The organism is Candidatus Pantoea carbekii, from assembly GCF_000971765.1.
Lineage (GTDB): Bacteria > Pseudomonadota > Gammaproteobacteria > Enterobacterales > Enterobacteriaceae > Pantoea_A > Pantoea_A carbekii.
Window position 1 is genome coordinate 488,199 of record NZ_CP010907.1, and the last position, 15,877, is coordinate 504,075.

General features: G+C 31.2%; 11 protein-coding genes. All 11 read right to left on the reverse strand.

Annotation, left to right across the window (positions count from 1 at the left end; all coding sequences use genetic code 11):
- Nucleotides 1-203: 203 nt before the first annotated feature.
- Nucleotides 204-1,220: a tetraacyldisaccharide 4'-kinase gene (lpxK, locus tag BMSBPS_RS01730; RefSeq protein ID WP_046201121.1), complete on the reverse strand. Its 1,017-nt coding sequence runs from the start codon at nt 1,218-1,220 to the stop codon at nt 204-206.
- Entirely contained in the window at nt 1,220-2,971 is a 1,752-nt protein-coding gene (gene msbA, locus BMSBPS_RS01735; protein ID WP_022564705.1) for a lipid A ABC transporter ATP-binding protein/permease MsbA, read from the reverse strand. Before msbA ends, lpxK begins: the two co-directional genes overlap by 1 nt.
- A 581-nt stretch (nt 2,972-3,552) precedes the next feature.
- A complete protein-coding gene (ihfB, locus tag BMSBPS_RS01740) occupies nt 3,553-3,837 on the reverse strand; it encodes an integration host factor subunit beta (RefSeq protein WP_022564706.1) in 285 nt (94 codons plus the stop codon).
- 93 nt (nt 3,838-3,930) lie between these two features.
- Entirely contained in the window at nt 3,931-5,610 is a 1,680-nt protein-coding gene (rpsA, locus tag BMSBPS_RS01745; RefSeq protein ID WP_022564707.1) for a 30S ribosomal protein S1, read from the reverse strand.
- A gap of 124 nt (nt 5,611-5,734) precedes the next feature.
- Complete coding sequence (cmk, locus tag BMSBPS_RS01750; RefSeq protein ID WP_022564708.1) at nt 5,735-6,415, reverse strand: (d)CMP kinase; 681 nt, start codon at nt 6,413-6,415, stop codon at nt 5,735-5,737.
- Between the two features lie 157 nt (nt 6,416-6,572).
- Nucleotides 6,573-7,859 carry a 3-phosphoshikimate 1-carboxyvinyltransferase gene (aroA, locus tag BMSBPS_RS01755; protein WP_022564709.1) on the reverse strand — a complete coding sequence of 429 codons (1,287 nt, stop codon included), beginning with the start codon at nt 7,857-7,859 and terminating at the stop codon, nt 6,573-6,575.
- Between the two features lie 81 nt (nt 7,860-7,940).
- On the reverse strand, nt 7,941-9,026 hold the full coding sequence (gene serC / locus BMSBPS_RS01760) for a 3-phosphoserine/phosphohydroxythreonine transaminase (protein WP_046201122.1): 1,086 nt from the start codon (nt 9,024-9,026) through the stop codon (nt 7,941-7,943).
- Between the two features lie 349 nt (nt 9,027-9,375).
- On the reverse strand, nt 9,376-10,665 hold the full coding sequence (gene serS / locus BMSBPS_RS01765) for a serine--tRNA ligase (protein WP_022564711.1): 1,290 nt from the start codon (nt 10,663-10,665) through the stop codon (nt 9,376-9,378).
- Nucleotides 10,666-11,117: 452 nt separating this feature from the next.
- Nucleotides 11,118-11,753 (reverse strand): outer membrane lipoprotein chaperone LolA, encoded by a 636-nt coding sequence (gene lolA / locus BMSBPS_RS01770; RefSeq protein WP_022564712.1) that lies wholly within the window; start codon nt 11,751-11,753, stop codon nt 11,118-11,120.
- A gap of 277 nt (nt 11,754-12,030) precedes the next feature.
- The gene (locus tag BMSBPS_RS04800) at nt 12,031-14,835 is read right to left on the reverse strand and encodes a DNA translocase FtsK (RefSeq protein WP_200895190.1); all 2,805 of its coding nucleotides are present in this window, start codon (nt 14,833-14,835) and stop codon (nt 12,031-12,033) included.
- Nucleotides 14,836-14,968: 133 nt separating this feature from the next.
- The gene (gene lrp, locus BMSBPS_RS01780) at nt 14,969-15,466 is read right to left on the reverse strand and encodes a leucine-responsive transcriptional regulator Lrp (RefSeq protein WP_022564714.1); all 498 of its coding nucleotides are present in this window, start codon (nt 15,464-15,466) and stop codon (nt 14,969-14,971) included.
- Nucleotides 15,467-15,877: the final 411 nt, after the last annotated feature.

A 15,877-nucleotide genomic window follows, 5' to 3' on the forward strand; every position in this document is an offset into this window, starting at 1 on the left:
TTTATAAAGCAAGCCTTTTTATTTTTTACTATAGTAAAATTTCCCTTTGTAAATAAAAACCAAGAATTTTAAGTAAATCATGATGATCTATATTTTGCTTTTTGATATAATATTACATATTTTATTTAATTCTTTCTTTCATAAGAATTATTTTTAGTACAGCTATTATTTAATCTATAATTCTATTATTTTTTCAATTTTTTTTATTCATTGTTATTAATTGAACTGTGTAAATTGTGATGTGATGTACAAAGTTTAGTAATATCATCTAATAACGTACATACTGCAGAACCTTGAAGATGTACGTTAACGGGTAAATACCACCAATTAGGTCGTGCAAAATTACGACACTTTACTGCGTCTTTTTCTGTCATTAATAAACATTGATTTTCTTTAATAAGATTACACAATTCAGACTCATTATAAATATAGTGATCAGCAAAAGCAAATTTTGCTACTACATCGATACCTTCATTTGTCAACATTTCAAAAAAACGACATGGATAGCCAATTCCTGCTATAGCAACAATAAAAGATAATTTATTTAGTGATATAATTTGCCCTGTCCTTAAATTAACTGCCTGACATGGTTTTAAAGTCATAGAAATTTCATGTTCTTCTGCCTTACCACCGTTTATAATAATAGTGTGTACGGTAGAAAGACGTGAGGCGCGCTCACGCATTGGACCTGCTGGCAACCAACAACCGTTACCAAATCGACGTATACCATCTATTACAACAATCTCATGATCACGATATAATCCATAATGCTGCAGACCATCATCACAAATAATGAGATCAAGATTATATAATTTTAACAAAGCATTTACTGCAATATGACGCTGTGGTGCTACTGATACTACTACATTTGTTCTCCAGGCAATCATTACTGGCTCATCGCCTGCTTCTACTGTAGATGTTTCATTAGTTACTAATAATGGATAACATTTAGCTTTACCTCCGTAACCACGCGATACAACACCCACATGTAAACCGCGTTGTTTCAATGCTTCTACAAGCCAAATGACGACCGGTGTTTTGCCATTACCTCCTACAGTGAGATTGCCTACTATCACTATAGGACAAGGAGCTCGCCAAATTTTACGCCATCCAATCTGAAAACTTAATCTAATTAACCAAGAAATCATTCCGTATATCAAACTAAACGGCCATAAGATTAACCATAATATTGACTCACCACTCCAAATACGTTCTATCATTATTGACCAAATTGTAATTTGTAAAGTTGTGAATATATACCCTTATGTGCTAATAACAAATTATGTGTACCACGTTCAACGATACACCCCTCTTCAAGAACTACAATTTCATCAGCTTTCTCTACTGTAGATAGACGATGTGCAATAATTAATGAAGTACGATTTTTTTGAAGTGTATCTAATGCTAATTGGATAACATGTTCTGATTCAGAATCTAAAGCAGATGTGGCTTCATCAAGAATTAAAATAGGACTGTTACGTAGTAAGGCGCGTGCGATAGCAATTCGTTGACGTTGCCCACCAGAAAGTAAAATGCCGTTCTCACCAATTATTGTATCTAAACCTTCAGGCATTTTTTTGATAAAATCCATGGCATGTGCCATAGTTGCAGCATGTTCAATTTCTTCTCGCGTATATTGACCTTGACGTGCATAAGCAATATTATTAGCAACTGTATCATTAAAGAGATGAACATTTTGCGAAACTAAAGCAACTTGATTGCGTAGCGAATGCAGTCTATATTCACGTAAATCAAGACCATCAAGTAAAATTTGACCTTGACTAACATCGTAAAAACGTGTCAACAGACTTGCTATAGTGGATTTACCACAACCTGATCGACCTACTAGCGCTACTGTCTTTCCTGATTGCAAGACAAGATTAATATTCAATAATACTGGTATATCAAGACCAGGATAGGTAAAAGTTACGTTACGAAATTCAATGTCACCTTTTGCACGGTTCATTTCATATTTACCATTATCTATCTCTTGATCGCTGTCTAAGATATTAAATAATGTTTGACATGCTTCCATACCACGCTGGAATTGTGCGTTCACATTAGTCAATGATTTTACGGGTCGCATTAGAGCGATCATTGAGGAAAACATAACTGTAATAATACCTGCACTAAGTGTCTCGATTACTTTTGGAAAACTCGCAGCGTAGAGTACAAAAACCAGAGCTAATGATGCAATAAGTTGAATGATTGAATCAGAAATTGATGCTGTAGATACAAGTTTCATACTCTGTTGACGCATCTTATTGCTAATTTGCCAAAAACGTTTTACTTCTGTTTCTTGTCCACCAAAAATTAAGACCTCTTTATGTCCTCGTAACATTTGTTCGGCAGTAGTCGTAACTTGCCCCATAATATTTTGCATATTTTGACTAATAATGCGAAAACGTTTAGAAACAATACGAATTGCAAAAGAAAGTATAGGTGCTAATAAAATTAAAACTAGCGACAATAACCAACTATAATAAAGCATCATTATGAATAGACTGATAATTAAAGCTCCTTCACGTACTACTATTACTAATGCATGAGAAGACGAAGAAGCTACTTGTTCTGAATCATAAGTAATGCGCGATAATAATGTTCCTGTTGATTGTTGATCGAAAAATGCAACTGGCATGCCCATAATATGCCTGAAAAGACGACGGCGCATATTCATCACTACATTTCCGGATACCCAAGACATACAGTAATTAGATATATAAGTTGTCACTCCACGAATTAATATCAGACCAACAATAGCTAATGGCATATACAGTATAACTGATTTATTAGCTTTACTAAATCCATCATCTAACAAGGGTTTTAATAAAGATAGCATCAAAGTATCACCAGCAGCATTAAATATAAGTGCCAAAGCAGATATAAATAAGCCCATTTTATGTGGCGTAATCATCGGCCAAAGTCGTCGAAATATTTGCCATGTTGAAAGATTTTTATTTCGATATATCATTCATATTACACTATTTAAAGTAATTTCTTTTTTTTGTAAAACGCTTTTATCAAATGATATTGATGAATCTACAAACAGTGATTTATCATTTGTAATGAGTGAGGACCATTCTCATAATATTCTTGAATGTTATTTAACTATATATTTTTTGAAAATTCCTTCTCCGATGAAATATTATAATACATTTTAATAAATGTCTTGATGGTCTAATTTAAATAAAACATATAAAATATATAGTATTGCAAGATTAAAAAATAAATTTCACAAGTATATTTTTATTATATTAATATAAATTCCTTATCTTATTCTTTATAAAATAAAAATGTACTATTAAAAACAGAAAATTTTACAGATTTAGTAGAAAAATTATTTCACTCTTTTGAGTTTAGATAAGTTCAATTTAATTATGTTCATTTAATAAATTAAATAATCAACTTGAATAACAAAGAGATATCTATATATTAGATAATATCTACCAAATTAGGCCTATGTAAAAAATACGTCTCTTAGACTCAAATACATATAGGCAAAAACATTTAGTTAGCATTTCGTTTTTGCCCTTTTACATAATTTGTTAATTATTAGCAATAAATATTAGCCCTATCACGTAATTCTTTACCTGGTTTAAAATGAGGCACATATTTACCTTCCAATTGGACTTTATCACCTGTTTTTGGATTACGACCTAGTCTAGGAGAACGATAACGAAGAGTAAAGCTTCCAAACCCTCGAATTTCAATACGCTCACCTTGGGACAATTTATTAGCCATATTCTCTATCATTTCTTTAACTGCAATCTCAACAACCCTTGAAGGGATATGAGTATGTTGAGAGACCAGCCTTTCGATTAACTCTGACTTAGTCATATAAGCTCCAATATATATTTAAACCAAAATTCAACCGAAAATTGCAAAATAAAGACCATATATACTGTTTACTAAATACGGTCTTTATATCAATCACTCGACTTTAGCTGCTTTAAATGCTTCAACCATAGCATTAGAAAAGGAGTTGTCTTCCTGTTTAGGATTAACCGCCGCCATATTAATAGCTTCTTTTTCATCAATTTGATCTTTAGCACGCATAGATAGTATAACAAGGCGATTTTTACGATCTACTCCTGTAAATTTAGCTTCAATTTTATCGCCAACACTCAAAGTCAGTGTTATGTCTTCAATACGATCAACGGTAATTTCAGAAGCACGTAAGTAGCCTTCAACACCATTCATTAATTCCAATGTAGCGCCTTTGGAATCAATAGCAGTAACTCTACCAATTACGGTACTACCTTTTTTATTAAAGGTAAGATAATTATTGAAAGGATCTTCAACTAATTGCTTTATACCTAACGAGATACGCTCGCGTTCTGCATCAACTTGTAGTACTACTGCAATGATTTCATCACCTTTTTTGTATTCGCGTACAGCATCTTCACCTGTCATGCTCCAAGACACATCAGACAAATGCACTAAACCATCGATGCCACCCTCCAGTCCAATAAAGATACCGAAATCCGTAATAGATTTAATTTTACCTTCAACACGATCACCTTTGGTATGTGTTTCTGCAAAAAGTTGCCAGGGATTGAATTTACACTGTTTTAGACCTAAGGAGATACGACGGCGTTCTTCATCGATATCTAAAACCATTACTTCTACTACATCACCGACAATTACGACTTTGGAAGGATGAATATTCTTATTTGTCCAGTCCATTTCAGAAACGTGTACTAGTCCTTCAACGCCTTCTTCAATTTCTACGAAACAACCATAGTCAGTTAAATTAGTTACTCGTCCATTCAGCTTCGTGCTTTCTGGATATCTTTTGGCAATAGCAACCCACGGATCTTCTCCTAATTGTTTTAGTCCAAGTGATACACGAGTACGTTCTCGATCAAATTTTAATACTTTAACGGTAATTTCATCTCCTACATTAACAATTTCACTAGGATGCTTAACGCGTTTCCAAGCCATATCAGTAATATGTAACAATCCATCAACACCACCTAAATCTACAAAGGCTCCATAGTCAGTGAGATTTTTAACAATACCTTTAACTTGTATTCCTTCCTGAAGGTTTTCCATTAAATAATCACGTTCAGCGCTATTTTCGGATTCTATAACTGCACGACGAGAAACTACCACATTATTTCGTTTTTGATCCAATTTAATTACTTTAAATTCGAGCTCTTTACCTTCTAAATGCAGTGTGTCGCGAACTGGACGTACGTCAACTAATGAACCAGGGAGAAAGGCGCGAATACCATTTAGTTCCACTGTAAACCCGCCTTTTACTTTACCATTAATGATACCTATCACAGTTTCAGTACTTTGGTATGCTTTTTCAAGTATGATCCAAGCTTCATGACGTTTAGCTTTTTCACGAGATAATAACGTTTCACCAAAACCGTCTTCTACTGCTTCTAAAGCAACATCAACTTCGTCTCCTATCTTAATTTCCAATTGTCCCGCTGCGTTTTTAAACTGCTCTATAGAAATACTAGATTCAGATTTTAGACCAGCATCAACTAACACAAAATCTTTATCAATAGCAATTACAACACCACGAACAATAGAACCAGGACGAGTTTCAATCTGTTGTAATGATTCTTCAAAAAGTTGAGCAAAAGATTCATTCATATTAATAATCTTAAAATTCTTAGTTTAACATCTACCTAACATCATTGTCGGATAGGGTTGCTTAACATTCCTAGTACTGTTTCCTTAGTATAGGTCTACAAAATAGCTTTCTGTTCTATACGAATTAAAGAACTAACTTATTTTTAATATAATTCATTACTTTATTAATTAATTGCTCCTTAGTCATGGCCGTAGAATCTAACAACCAAGCATTTTCTGCAGGTAAAAGTGGTGCAATAGCGCGATTATAATCGCGCTTATCACGTTCTTCCATATCGGCTAGTAAGCTTTTAAAATTAATATTACAACCTCTTTTTTTCAATTGTAACATGCGACGGTAAACTCTTTCTTTTAAACTAGCATTGAGAAAAATTTTAATACATGCATCAGGAAAAACGACTGTTCCAACATCACGTCCATCCGCAATTAATCCTGGTTGTTTTCTAAAAATATGTTGATAGTGTAACAAAATTTTTCTCAAACGTGGAAATAATGCTATTAATGATGCTGTATGACTTATTGACTGTGTACGAATTTCTTCTGTCACATCCTTTTCTTCAAAAATAACTTGCATTTCACCTTCATTTAACAAAAAACGCACATTAAGATTCATAGCTACGCCTGTTAGCATTTCTTCAGATACAATATTAATATTGCGACGTAACGCTGCTAAAGCTAATACGCGATAAATTGCACCAGAATCCAGAAAATGCCACTGTAAAGACCCTGCAATAGCTCTACATAAAGTTCCCTTACCTGAACCACTAGGTCCATCAATAGTAATTACTGGAGGAACTGTTATCATGCTTTCTCTCTTAATCACTATATGAACATTCTTTAGTTGCTATCTACTAAATTAGTAAATTTATTGATAGCTCTAATTACATACATTCTTTCCATACATATGCCTGAGGTTATTAAAAATAAAAATGTAAAAAACAATACAAACATTAACTAAAAAATTATATATATTGACTAATACTTTTAAATTTTTTAAAATAATCTGGAAAAGTTTTTTTTGTACAACTCGGATCAAGAATAGTTACTGGCATGTTAGATAAAGCTACTAATGAAAAACACATTGCTATACGATGGTCATTATAAGTTTTAATATGTGCTCGATGAAATTGAACAGGTGGTGTGATACGTATAAAATCACTTCCTTCCTCTACTTCTGCACCAACTTTACGTAATTCTGTTGACATTGCTAACAGCCGATCAGTTTCTTTAACACGCCAGTTATGTATATTGCGTATTAATGTAGTACCTTGTGCGAATAAAGCTGTAGTAGCAATCGTCATTGCAGCATCAGGCATATGATTCATATCCATATTTATACTTTTAAGCTTATTACGTGTACATATAATATCATGATTGCTTCGTTCAATTATTGCACCCATTTCTTCTAATACATCGGCAAACAAAACATCACCTTGTATGCTATTATAACCAATGCCGGTCACTCGTACAGTACCTCCTTTAATTGCAGCTGCTGCAAGAAAATAAGAAGCAGATGAAGCATCTCCTTCTATCAAGAAATGTCCTGGAGAACGATATTGTTGTTGACCTTTGACTATAAAACGTTGGTAATTTTGATTTTCAACCTTAACATTAAAAGAACGCATGAGATACAAGGTCATATCAATATAAGGTTTAGACACTAGATTACCCTTAATAGTAATAATAGTATCTTTCTGTGCTAAAGGAGCACACATTAATAATGCAGTAAGGAATTGACTAGAAATACTTCCATCTATACTAATTTGCCCTCCAATAAAACCGCCATAGAGATGTAAGGGCGGATAACCTCTGTGTGCTAGATAATCAATTTTTGCACCACCTTGACGTAATGCATCTACTAGATGATGTATTGGACGATCGTGCATACGAGGTTCACCAGTTAATATTACTGATTGCTGTCCTAAAGAAAATATTGCAACAAGAGGACGCATTGCTGTCCCTGCATTGCCTAAGAAAAGTTCGCTCAACGATATAGATTGTAATGGACCTGAGTTACCAACAATTTTACAAATAGTATTATCATGCGAAAGTGTATAATTAATTTTCATAGCCTTTAAAGCATGTAACATATATTTAACATCATCACTATTAAGTAAATTAGTTAGTTGTGTAGTTCCACTTGCTAGAGCAGATAGCAACAGTGCACGGTTAGAAATACTTTTTGAACCTGGAAGATTTATCGTTCCATCAATATGAGCAATCGGCTCTAGAATTAATGAGTCCTGCATCAAACTACATCTCCATAAAAACAAAATACTAACATCTTAATGGAGCATTATATTAAGATAATGTGGTTAAGGTAAAAGCTATCAACCATAGTATCTTTCAAATTCAACCATAAAATCAGTTAGCGCTTTTACACCTTCTAAAGGCATTGCATTATAAATAGAAGCGCGCATACCGCCAACTACACGATGCCCTTTAAGTGCGTGTAATCCTTCTTTAAGAGACTCTTCTAAAAATATTTTATCCATAGAAGAATCTGTTAAACGAAATGGTACATTCATATAAGAACGATTTTTAATGTCTACATCATTGTAATACAAACAACTATTATCAATAGTATTGTACAACAGAGTGGCTTTAACCTGATTTAATTTTTCTATTTCTGCTAAACCTCCCTTTTCTTTTAACCATTGAAATACTAAACCAGAAAGATACCAAGCAAAAGTTGGTGGAGTATTAAACATAGAATAATTTTCAGATAATACTGCATAGTTTAAAATTGACGGTACCCAAGACTGTGTACTCTTAAGTAGGTCATCACGTATGACAACTACAGTTAAACCAGCTGGCCCAATATTTTTTTGTGCACTAGCATAGAACATAGCGTAGCTACTTACGTTAATAGGGTAAGATAGAATTGTCGAAGAGAGATCAGCAACGATAATTTTTTCATCAAAATTAGGTTCTTCCTTAATTGCAAGACCTTCAATAGTTTCATTTTGACAAAAGTGAACGTACGCACAATCATTGCTTAAATGCCATTCACACATAGGCAATAATGAATATTTGCCCGCTCGCTTAGATTGAATATTTATAACATTAGTATAACAGAATTTTTTTGCTTCTTCGATAGCACTTTTTGCCCAATATCCACTATCAATATAGTCTGCTTTTGTATTATTGCCTAATAAGTTACCTGGAACTGCAGCAAACTGCCCACGTGCACCACCTTGACAGAATAAAACTTTATAGTTAGATGGCACATCAAGTAACTCACGAAAATTTTCCTCTGTTTCTGAAGCTAATGCAATAAATTCTTTGCTTCGGTGGCTAATTTCCATTACTGAAGTACCTAATCCTTTCCAATTTCTTAGTTCTTGTTCTGCACGATACATTACTTCCACCGGAAGCATAGCTGGGCCAGAACTAAAATTATAAATTTGACTCATTTTTACCACACTATTGTTAAAAATTATTTTTTTAATTGTTTTTAAAAATTCTAATTATCAATCTAATATTTATTTATATTCAAATAATGTTATCAATTTTCTATTGATAACATAAAAAGCAAATATAATCAATCGGATACAAATAAAATATTTTAAAAAAATAAGCAAGTATTCAATTTTTTAGAATTTAAATTTTAACTTTCTATTTTAAAAGATGAAAAAATAAATTGAAATATATTTATAGATCAACGCATAACCTATAATCTTAGAGGTTCTGTTAAAAAATATGTTTTTAAAATTTCGGCAGATATAAAATATTCTACATTATATTAAAGAATAAAACTTAATTTTAACCGATAAAACTTAATCCACCCATATAAGAACGTAGTACTTTTGGAACTTCAATTTTTCCATCAGCATGTTGATAGTTTTCCAATACTGCTGCTAATGTACGACCAACTGCAAGACCTGACCCATTCAATGTATGTACTAAGCATAATTTTTTGTCAATGTATCGACGGTAACGAGCCTGCATGCGACGAGCTTGAAAATCTCTCATGTTAGAACATGATGAAATTTCACGATACGTGTTTTGTGCTGGCAGCCAAACTTCTAAATCATAAGTTTTAGCAGCCCCAAATGCCATATCACCTGTACATAATAAAACTTTTCGGTAAGGTAGATTTAACAATTGTAAAACCTGTTCTGCATCAGTAACAAGTTCTTCTAGTGCATGCATAGAGTTATTGGGCGCAACAATATTTACCATCTCAACTTTATCAAATTGATGCATACGAATAAGACCTCGCGTATCTCGTCCGTAAGAACCTGTTTCAGCTCGAAAACATGGAGTATGTGCTGCAAATTTAATAGGCAGATCTTTTTCTTCTAATATTTTCTCTCGTACTAGATTAGTCAAAGGTACTTCTGCTGTGGGAATGAGTGCATAGCTACTATCATGAATATCTTTTATAGATTTGACATGAAAAAGATCGTCATCAAATTTAGGTAACTGACCAGTTCCGTAAAACGCTTCTTGGTTAAGTATATATGGTACATAAGTTTCAAGATAACCATGTTTTTGAGTATGTAGATCAAGCATAAACTGACTTAACGCGCGATGCAAATGAGCAATTTCACCTTTCATTACAATAAAACGTGAACAAGTTAGCTTTACTGCTGTTGCAAAATCCAACCCTCTTAATCCTTCACCTAATTGTATATGGTCTTTTATTGGGAAATTGAACATGCGTTTCTGACCCCAACAACTTATTTCTTTATTTTCTGTATTATCTTTACCAATCGGCACATCATCTGCAGGCAAATTAGGCAATAAAAGAACAAAATCACGGATTTCATTTTTTAAAGAATCCAACTCTTTTTTATATGTATCTAAACATTTTCCTAGCATATTTACTTTTTGATATATTGGCTCAATGTTACAGCCACGTGCTTTAGTTTGACCAATTGTTCTGGATAATGAATTGCGTTCAGCTTGTAAATTTTCAGTTTCCACCTGCACAGTTCTACGACGTTCTTCAAGATAACGCAGCATTTCTAAATCTAATTTGAACCCTCGGTGTGCTAATTTTTCTGCAACTATATCTGGTTGATTTCGCAATATATTTGGATCAAGCATACTTATCCTATTTAATTTTAATAATTTAAGTCAATACAGATGAAGCATCTATATTCAAATTGAATATTTTTATATCATACAACATGTATAATGTTTATTATCTTATCAAATTAATTTAGGTTGGTTAATTTGTAACGTTCATGTTGATTTGCTAATTAATTTGTAAAATTTTGTTTTTTAAGATTAATTCAATATGAGTAGTGTTGATCGATTTTTATGATATACTTCGATATATCAAATATCTCTATACTTAAGAAACACTCATTGGAAGATAAAATATGCAAGATAAAGTATATAAATTTTTATTGATGTAATATTTAAAACTTTCTATTTTTATAAAAAGAAATTTTGAAAATTAGTTAATTTGAAAAACTTTTCAAATCATACTTTACAACGATAAATTACAAAAAATTTGGATATTATGATACTATGCGGTTTTTTATAATAATAAATTATTCGCTGAAATGATCAGAATTGTATTCACGTTGATCATCTACAGTTACCCATTTTGGAAATTTAATAATAAATTTATCAGAATTAATTTCACCATTATTCTGATTGTCAAATTGGTAGCTATTACACTGTCCATCTTGTTCAATAGTACTAAATTTTCGAATGATTCCTAGAGACGTTACAGTTATGGTGAATTTCTTCAGATTAGTGTCATTAGCTTTCGGTATTACTTCAAACTGATCGCCTTGTTGTTTTATTGTATAATTTTTCCAATCACTTTTTTTATTGCGAGTAAATAATATAAATGGCGTATTATCAATCATGTTTTGTAAAAAATTTACGCTCACCTGAGAAATATAAGGATTATAAAACCAAAGATTTTTACCATCAGAGATAATGAAATTTTCGTCAGGTAACTGTATATGCCAATTAAACAAATTTGGATGTTTAACCCATAGTTCGCCTTTTCCATTGTGTATATTCACACCATTAGTATCAGTGACTGTTTGGCTAAAAAAAACGTGAAAACTATTCACTTGGTTTAAACGATACTGTAAATTATTTGAAGCATCTGCTAGAGCTATTTTGCTACTACATCCGATTAAAAAACTACAAATTATAATAAGTAATTTCATTGATTAAAATTTTTATTATCTATTAATATAATCACTTCTAACATTATATCATAATTGCATTCTCGCTCACAATAAACATTAGCATTAAAAGAAATATTCATATGAAATATTTCTTTTTTTTATGATAGATAAAAAGATTTACCATTATTATTAACAAATAGATTTTTCAAAAAAAACTCTACACTTTTTAAGTGTGTAACATTAATGCTTTTTGCTTTTTTAAAAAATTTAAACATATATTTTAAAAATGCATCTCAATTTATCATTATTTGTAATTTTATAACTCTAAATTTAATCTTTTATGATCCTTATTATCATGAATACCATCGATATATTTTAATGAACGACGCATTTTCCAATCTTGTACTACAGCATGAACTTCTTGATCACAAATAAATGCACCATGTACACGTAATGGAGTTGACGAATTTGGCGGTATATAAAGCATATCTCCAATGCCTAACAACGATTCTGCACCTCCTTGATCTAGGATAGTACGTGAGTCGATTTTGCTAGAGACAGTAAATGCTATACGTGTTGGAATGTTTGCTTTAATGGAACCAGTAATTACATCTACTGACGGACGTTGAGTAGCTAATACTAAATGAATACCTGCAGCCCGTGCTTTCTGTGATAATCGCAGAATAAATTTCTCTATTTTTTTTCCTACGACCATCATTAAATCGGCGAATTCATCTATAATAACTACAATGTAGGGTAGCTTCTCATGCATTGGTTGCTGTGTATCCATACTAGTAGTAGTAGATGATTTGTTGTAGTATGGATTTGAAATAGAATTAGTTACATTAATTGATTGTTTTATTTTTTCGTTATAATTTAATAAATGCCGCACTCCAAGAACAGACATTAATTTATATCGACGTTCCATTTCACTAACAATCCAGCATAATACATTAACCGCTTCTGTCATATCAGTTACAACTTCAGTTAAGAGATGAGGTATACCTTCATAGATTGAAAGTTCCAACATTTTTGGATCTATCATTATAAAACGTACTTCTTCTGGAGTTGATTTATATAACATACTAATTATCATGGCATTAATGGCTACAGACTTACCTGAACCTGTAGTACCAGCAACTAACAGATGAGGCATTTTCGCTAAATCTGCTACTACTGGTTGACCAGCAATATCTTTGCCTAAAACTATAGAAATCGGTGAAGGATTTTTATAAAATGTAGTACTATTTAATATTTCTCGCAAATACACTGTTTGGCGATACTTATTTGGCAATTCTAAACCTACATATGGTTTTCCAGCAATTACTTCTACTATACGTAAAGAAATTGTCGATAATGATCGTGCTAAATCCCGAGATAAATTTGAGATACGTGCAACTTTCACACCAGGTGCTAAATCAAGTTCGAATCTAGTAATTACAGGACCTACCGAAATACTTACAACTTTTGCTTTTATGCGGTAATCAGCTAATCGGGCCTCAATAAGACGTGCAGTTTTTTTAAGTATAAATCTATCGATAGGTTCTTCTACTGATTTTGGTAGTGTCAACAAATCAAGTGTTGGAAAAGATTTTGATATAGATGATTTTATTGTATTCATTGATATTTTTTTGTTAAAAATATTATGCGTATTTACTTGTTCAGACGATTGATTTGTTTTATTTAACCACAATAAAGTTTGTGATAACTTTTCCCTTGGATTTAATTGATTTATTTCTTCAATAGGAGAAATATTTTTAAATGTTACTAATTTATTGTACGTAAAAAGTGTTGGATTAGTACTGTGTCGTGCCAAATTATTCATCGGTAAAATTGTGTACGGTAAAACAGTATTAGCAGAAAAAGGTTGTAAATTAATTAAAGACATTTGCTTAAAATATGATGGATATCTGGGATAGAACATTTCTTGCGATCGTATACTTTGTTGTAAAACAGTTGATAGCGAGTACAAAATATTTTTTAATTTTGCTTTTTTTTTAGTATTTTTTTTACTGATATTTTTTGATAATCGTCTAATATAATAAGCAATTAACTGACTACGTATAAGCAATTTTATTTTTTTAATATAAAATTTATTAGTAACATATTTAATTAAAATATTTTTTAAAAATCCTTTGAAATTTAAATTAATTAGTATTATATCTTTTATTTTCTTCATCTTGAATAAAAAATTTGTTTTTATAGTAGATGGTAATATAAAAAATTGATCATCATTGTTATTCAAAGAATGCTTTCTCAAAGCATGATGCTTGTTGCTTTTAAAGCAAGCTGAAGGCGTAGTTTTGATTGGTACTTTGAAGCAAGATGTTAGTGAGCACGTTCTTTTCGTATGTTTAATCGATTTAAATTTTAAAGAACTACGGTTAGAAAAAATATTAGTTTTCTTTTTAAGAAAACTAATATTTTGAAATGTATTATTCTTTTTTTGTTTTTTTTGATATTTTTTACTTTTTTGTATATTTTTACCATATAATCGATAACTGAAACATACTAACATATTAAGTATTAAACTATAAATTTTATTTGCAATAGCTAACCAAGAATATCCAGAATATAATGTAATACCTGCTGCCCATAAAAACAAAAGTGCTAATAAACTACCAGTTATGTTCAAGCGTAAAACCATTGCATTACTAATGAAATTACCAATTATCCCCCCAGAAGGAAAATACAAAATATCATTAAAGATCAATGTAGCTAAACTACAGCTAGTAATAATCAATACAATTATACCAATGCAACGCAACCCAATAGAAAAATAATCAATATAACCTTTTCTATTGCGATTTTTAAAAAGAACCCAGCCTAATTCAATGAGCACCAAAGGGACTACATACGCTATGATGCCAAAAATAATTAATAGCACATTAGCTAACCATACACCAAAACTTCCACCTAAGTTACAAATAGATTGACTATTAAAACTTGTTTTATAACAACTAATATTGGAAGGACTAAAACTTATTAATGATACTATCATGTAAATAATACATAGTACAAAAATAATGCATAATACTTCCAGTAATCGATTACTGCTGCTTAAAGGTTTCCATGAAAGACTTCTATCTTTTTTTCTGTATTTTTTATATTCCTGGTTCAAAAGTGTTCTCCAGGTGATAATGAAGTAATAGCAATCATACTGAAAATACCTATTAATTTCGTCAATAATTAAAATGGATAAATGTGTTACAATAGATAGCTCTAAGTTTCTTAAAAACTTTAAATTTATCTGACTATCGAGTTTTGATGACTAATCGGCTACTATGTTTCACTTCTTCCATCACTACGTAAGTACGAGTATCGTTTACACCTGGCAAATGTAGTAAAGTTTCACCTAATAATTTGCGATATGCTGACATATCTGAAACGCGTGTTTTTAATAAATAATCAAAATCACCTGAAACAAGATGACATTCTTGCGTTTCCTCGAGTTTTTGTACCGCAGCATTAAATTTTTCAAATACATCCACTGCATTACGATTCAAAGTTATTTCAACAAATACTAGCAATGAGGCATCAAGATAATGTGGGTTGAGCTGCGCAGTATAACCTAAAATAAAACCTTGTCGCTCTAAGCGACGTACGCGTTCAAGACAAGGTGTTGGAGATAATCCAATGCGTTTTGACAGTTCTACATTAGAAATACGTCCATCTTTTTGCAATTCATTTAAAATATTTCTATCGATACGATCTAAATCTTTAGTGAAACGTTTTTTTTTGTAATCTCCCATTATGATGCTCTCTCTTGATTATTTTTTTAATGGTTTTTTATGTTACATTGAAAAACTAATTTTCAATTTCTCAATGAGGTGAAATTATAAAATTATATAAAATTTTGAATAGCTAATACCTATCAAATATATTTTATTTTGCTATATCATGTGACATTATGAATATTTCCTTAACTTATTTAATAATTTACAATATTGAAAATATAACAAGAGCATCACAAATTTATTCTTTTAATATATTAACTAGATTATATTTTAGGATCTAGATAGTAAGAGTAAAATGTTTGTAATTTTAATAAAAATTGAGCTTTGACATCTTATATTTCAAATAAAATATATTATATTGCAATCATACCGCATTATATAGATTGAAGTATAATTGATAAAAATTTTTAATATGTTTGTACAGTT

Coding starts and splice junctions, on each gene's coding strand:
- aroA (WP_022564709.1), bottom strand. CDS start 7,859: ATGCAGGACTCATTAATTCTAGAGCCGATTGCTCATATTGATGGAACG.
- lolA (WP_022564712.1), bottom strand. CDS start 11,753: ATGAAATTACTTATTATAATTTGTAGTTTTTTAATCGGATGTAGTAGC.
- cmk (WP_022564708.1), bottom strand. CDS start 6,415: ATGATAACAGTTCCTCCAGTAATTACTATTGATGGACCTAGTGGTTCA.
- ihfB (WP_022564706.1), bottom strand. CDS start 3,837: ATGACTAAGTCAGAGTTAATCGAAAGGCTGGTCTCTCAACATACTCAT.
- serC (WP_046201122.1), bottom strand. CDS start 9,026: ATGAGTCAAATTTATAATTTTAGTTCTGGCCCAGCTATGCTTCCGGTG.
- lpxK (WP_046201121.1), bottom strand. CDS start 1,220: ATGATAGAACGTATTTGGAGTGGTGAGTCAATATTATGGTTAATCTTA.
- lrp (WP_022564714.1), bottom strand. CDS start 15,466: ATGGGAGATTACAAAAAAAAACGTTTCACTAAAGATTTAGATCGTATC.
- msbA (WP_022564705.1), bottom strand. CDS start 2,971: ATGATATATCGAAATAAAAATCTTTCAACATGGCAAATATTTCGACGA.
- serS (WP_022564711.1), bottom strand. CDS start 10,665: ATGCTTGATCCAAATATATTGCGAAATCAACCAGATATAGTTGCAGAA.
- rpsA (WP_022564707.1), bottom strand. CDS start 5,610: ATGAATGAATCTTTTGCTCAACTTTTTGAAGAATCATTACAACAGATT.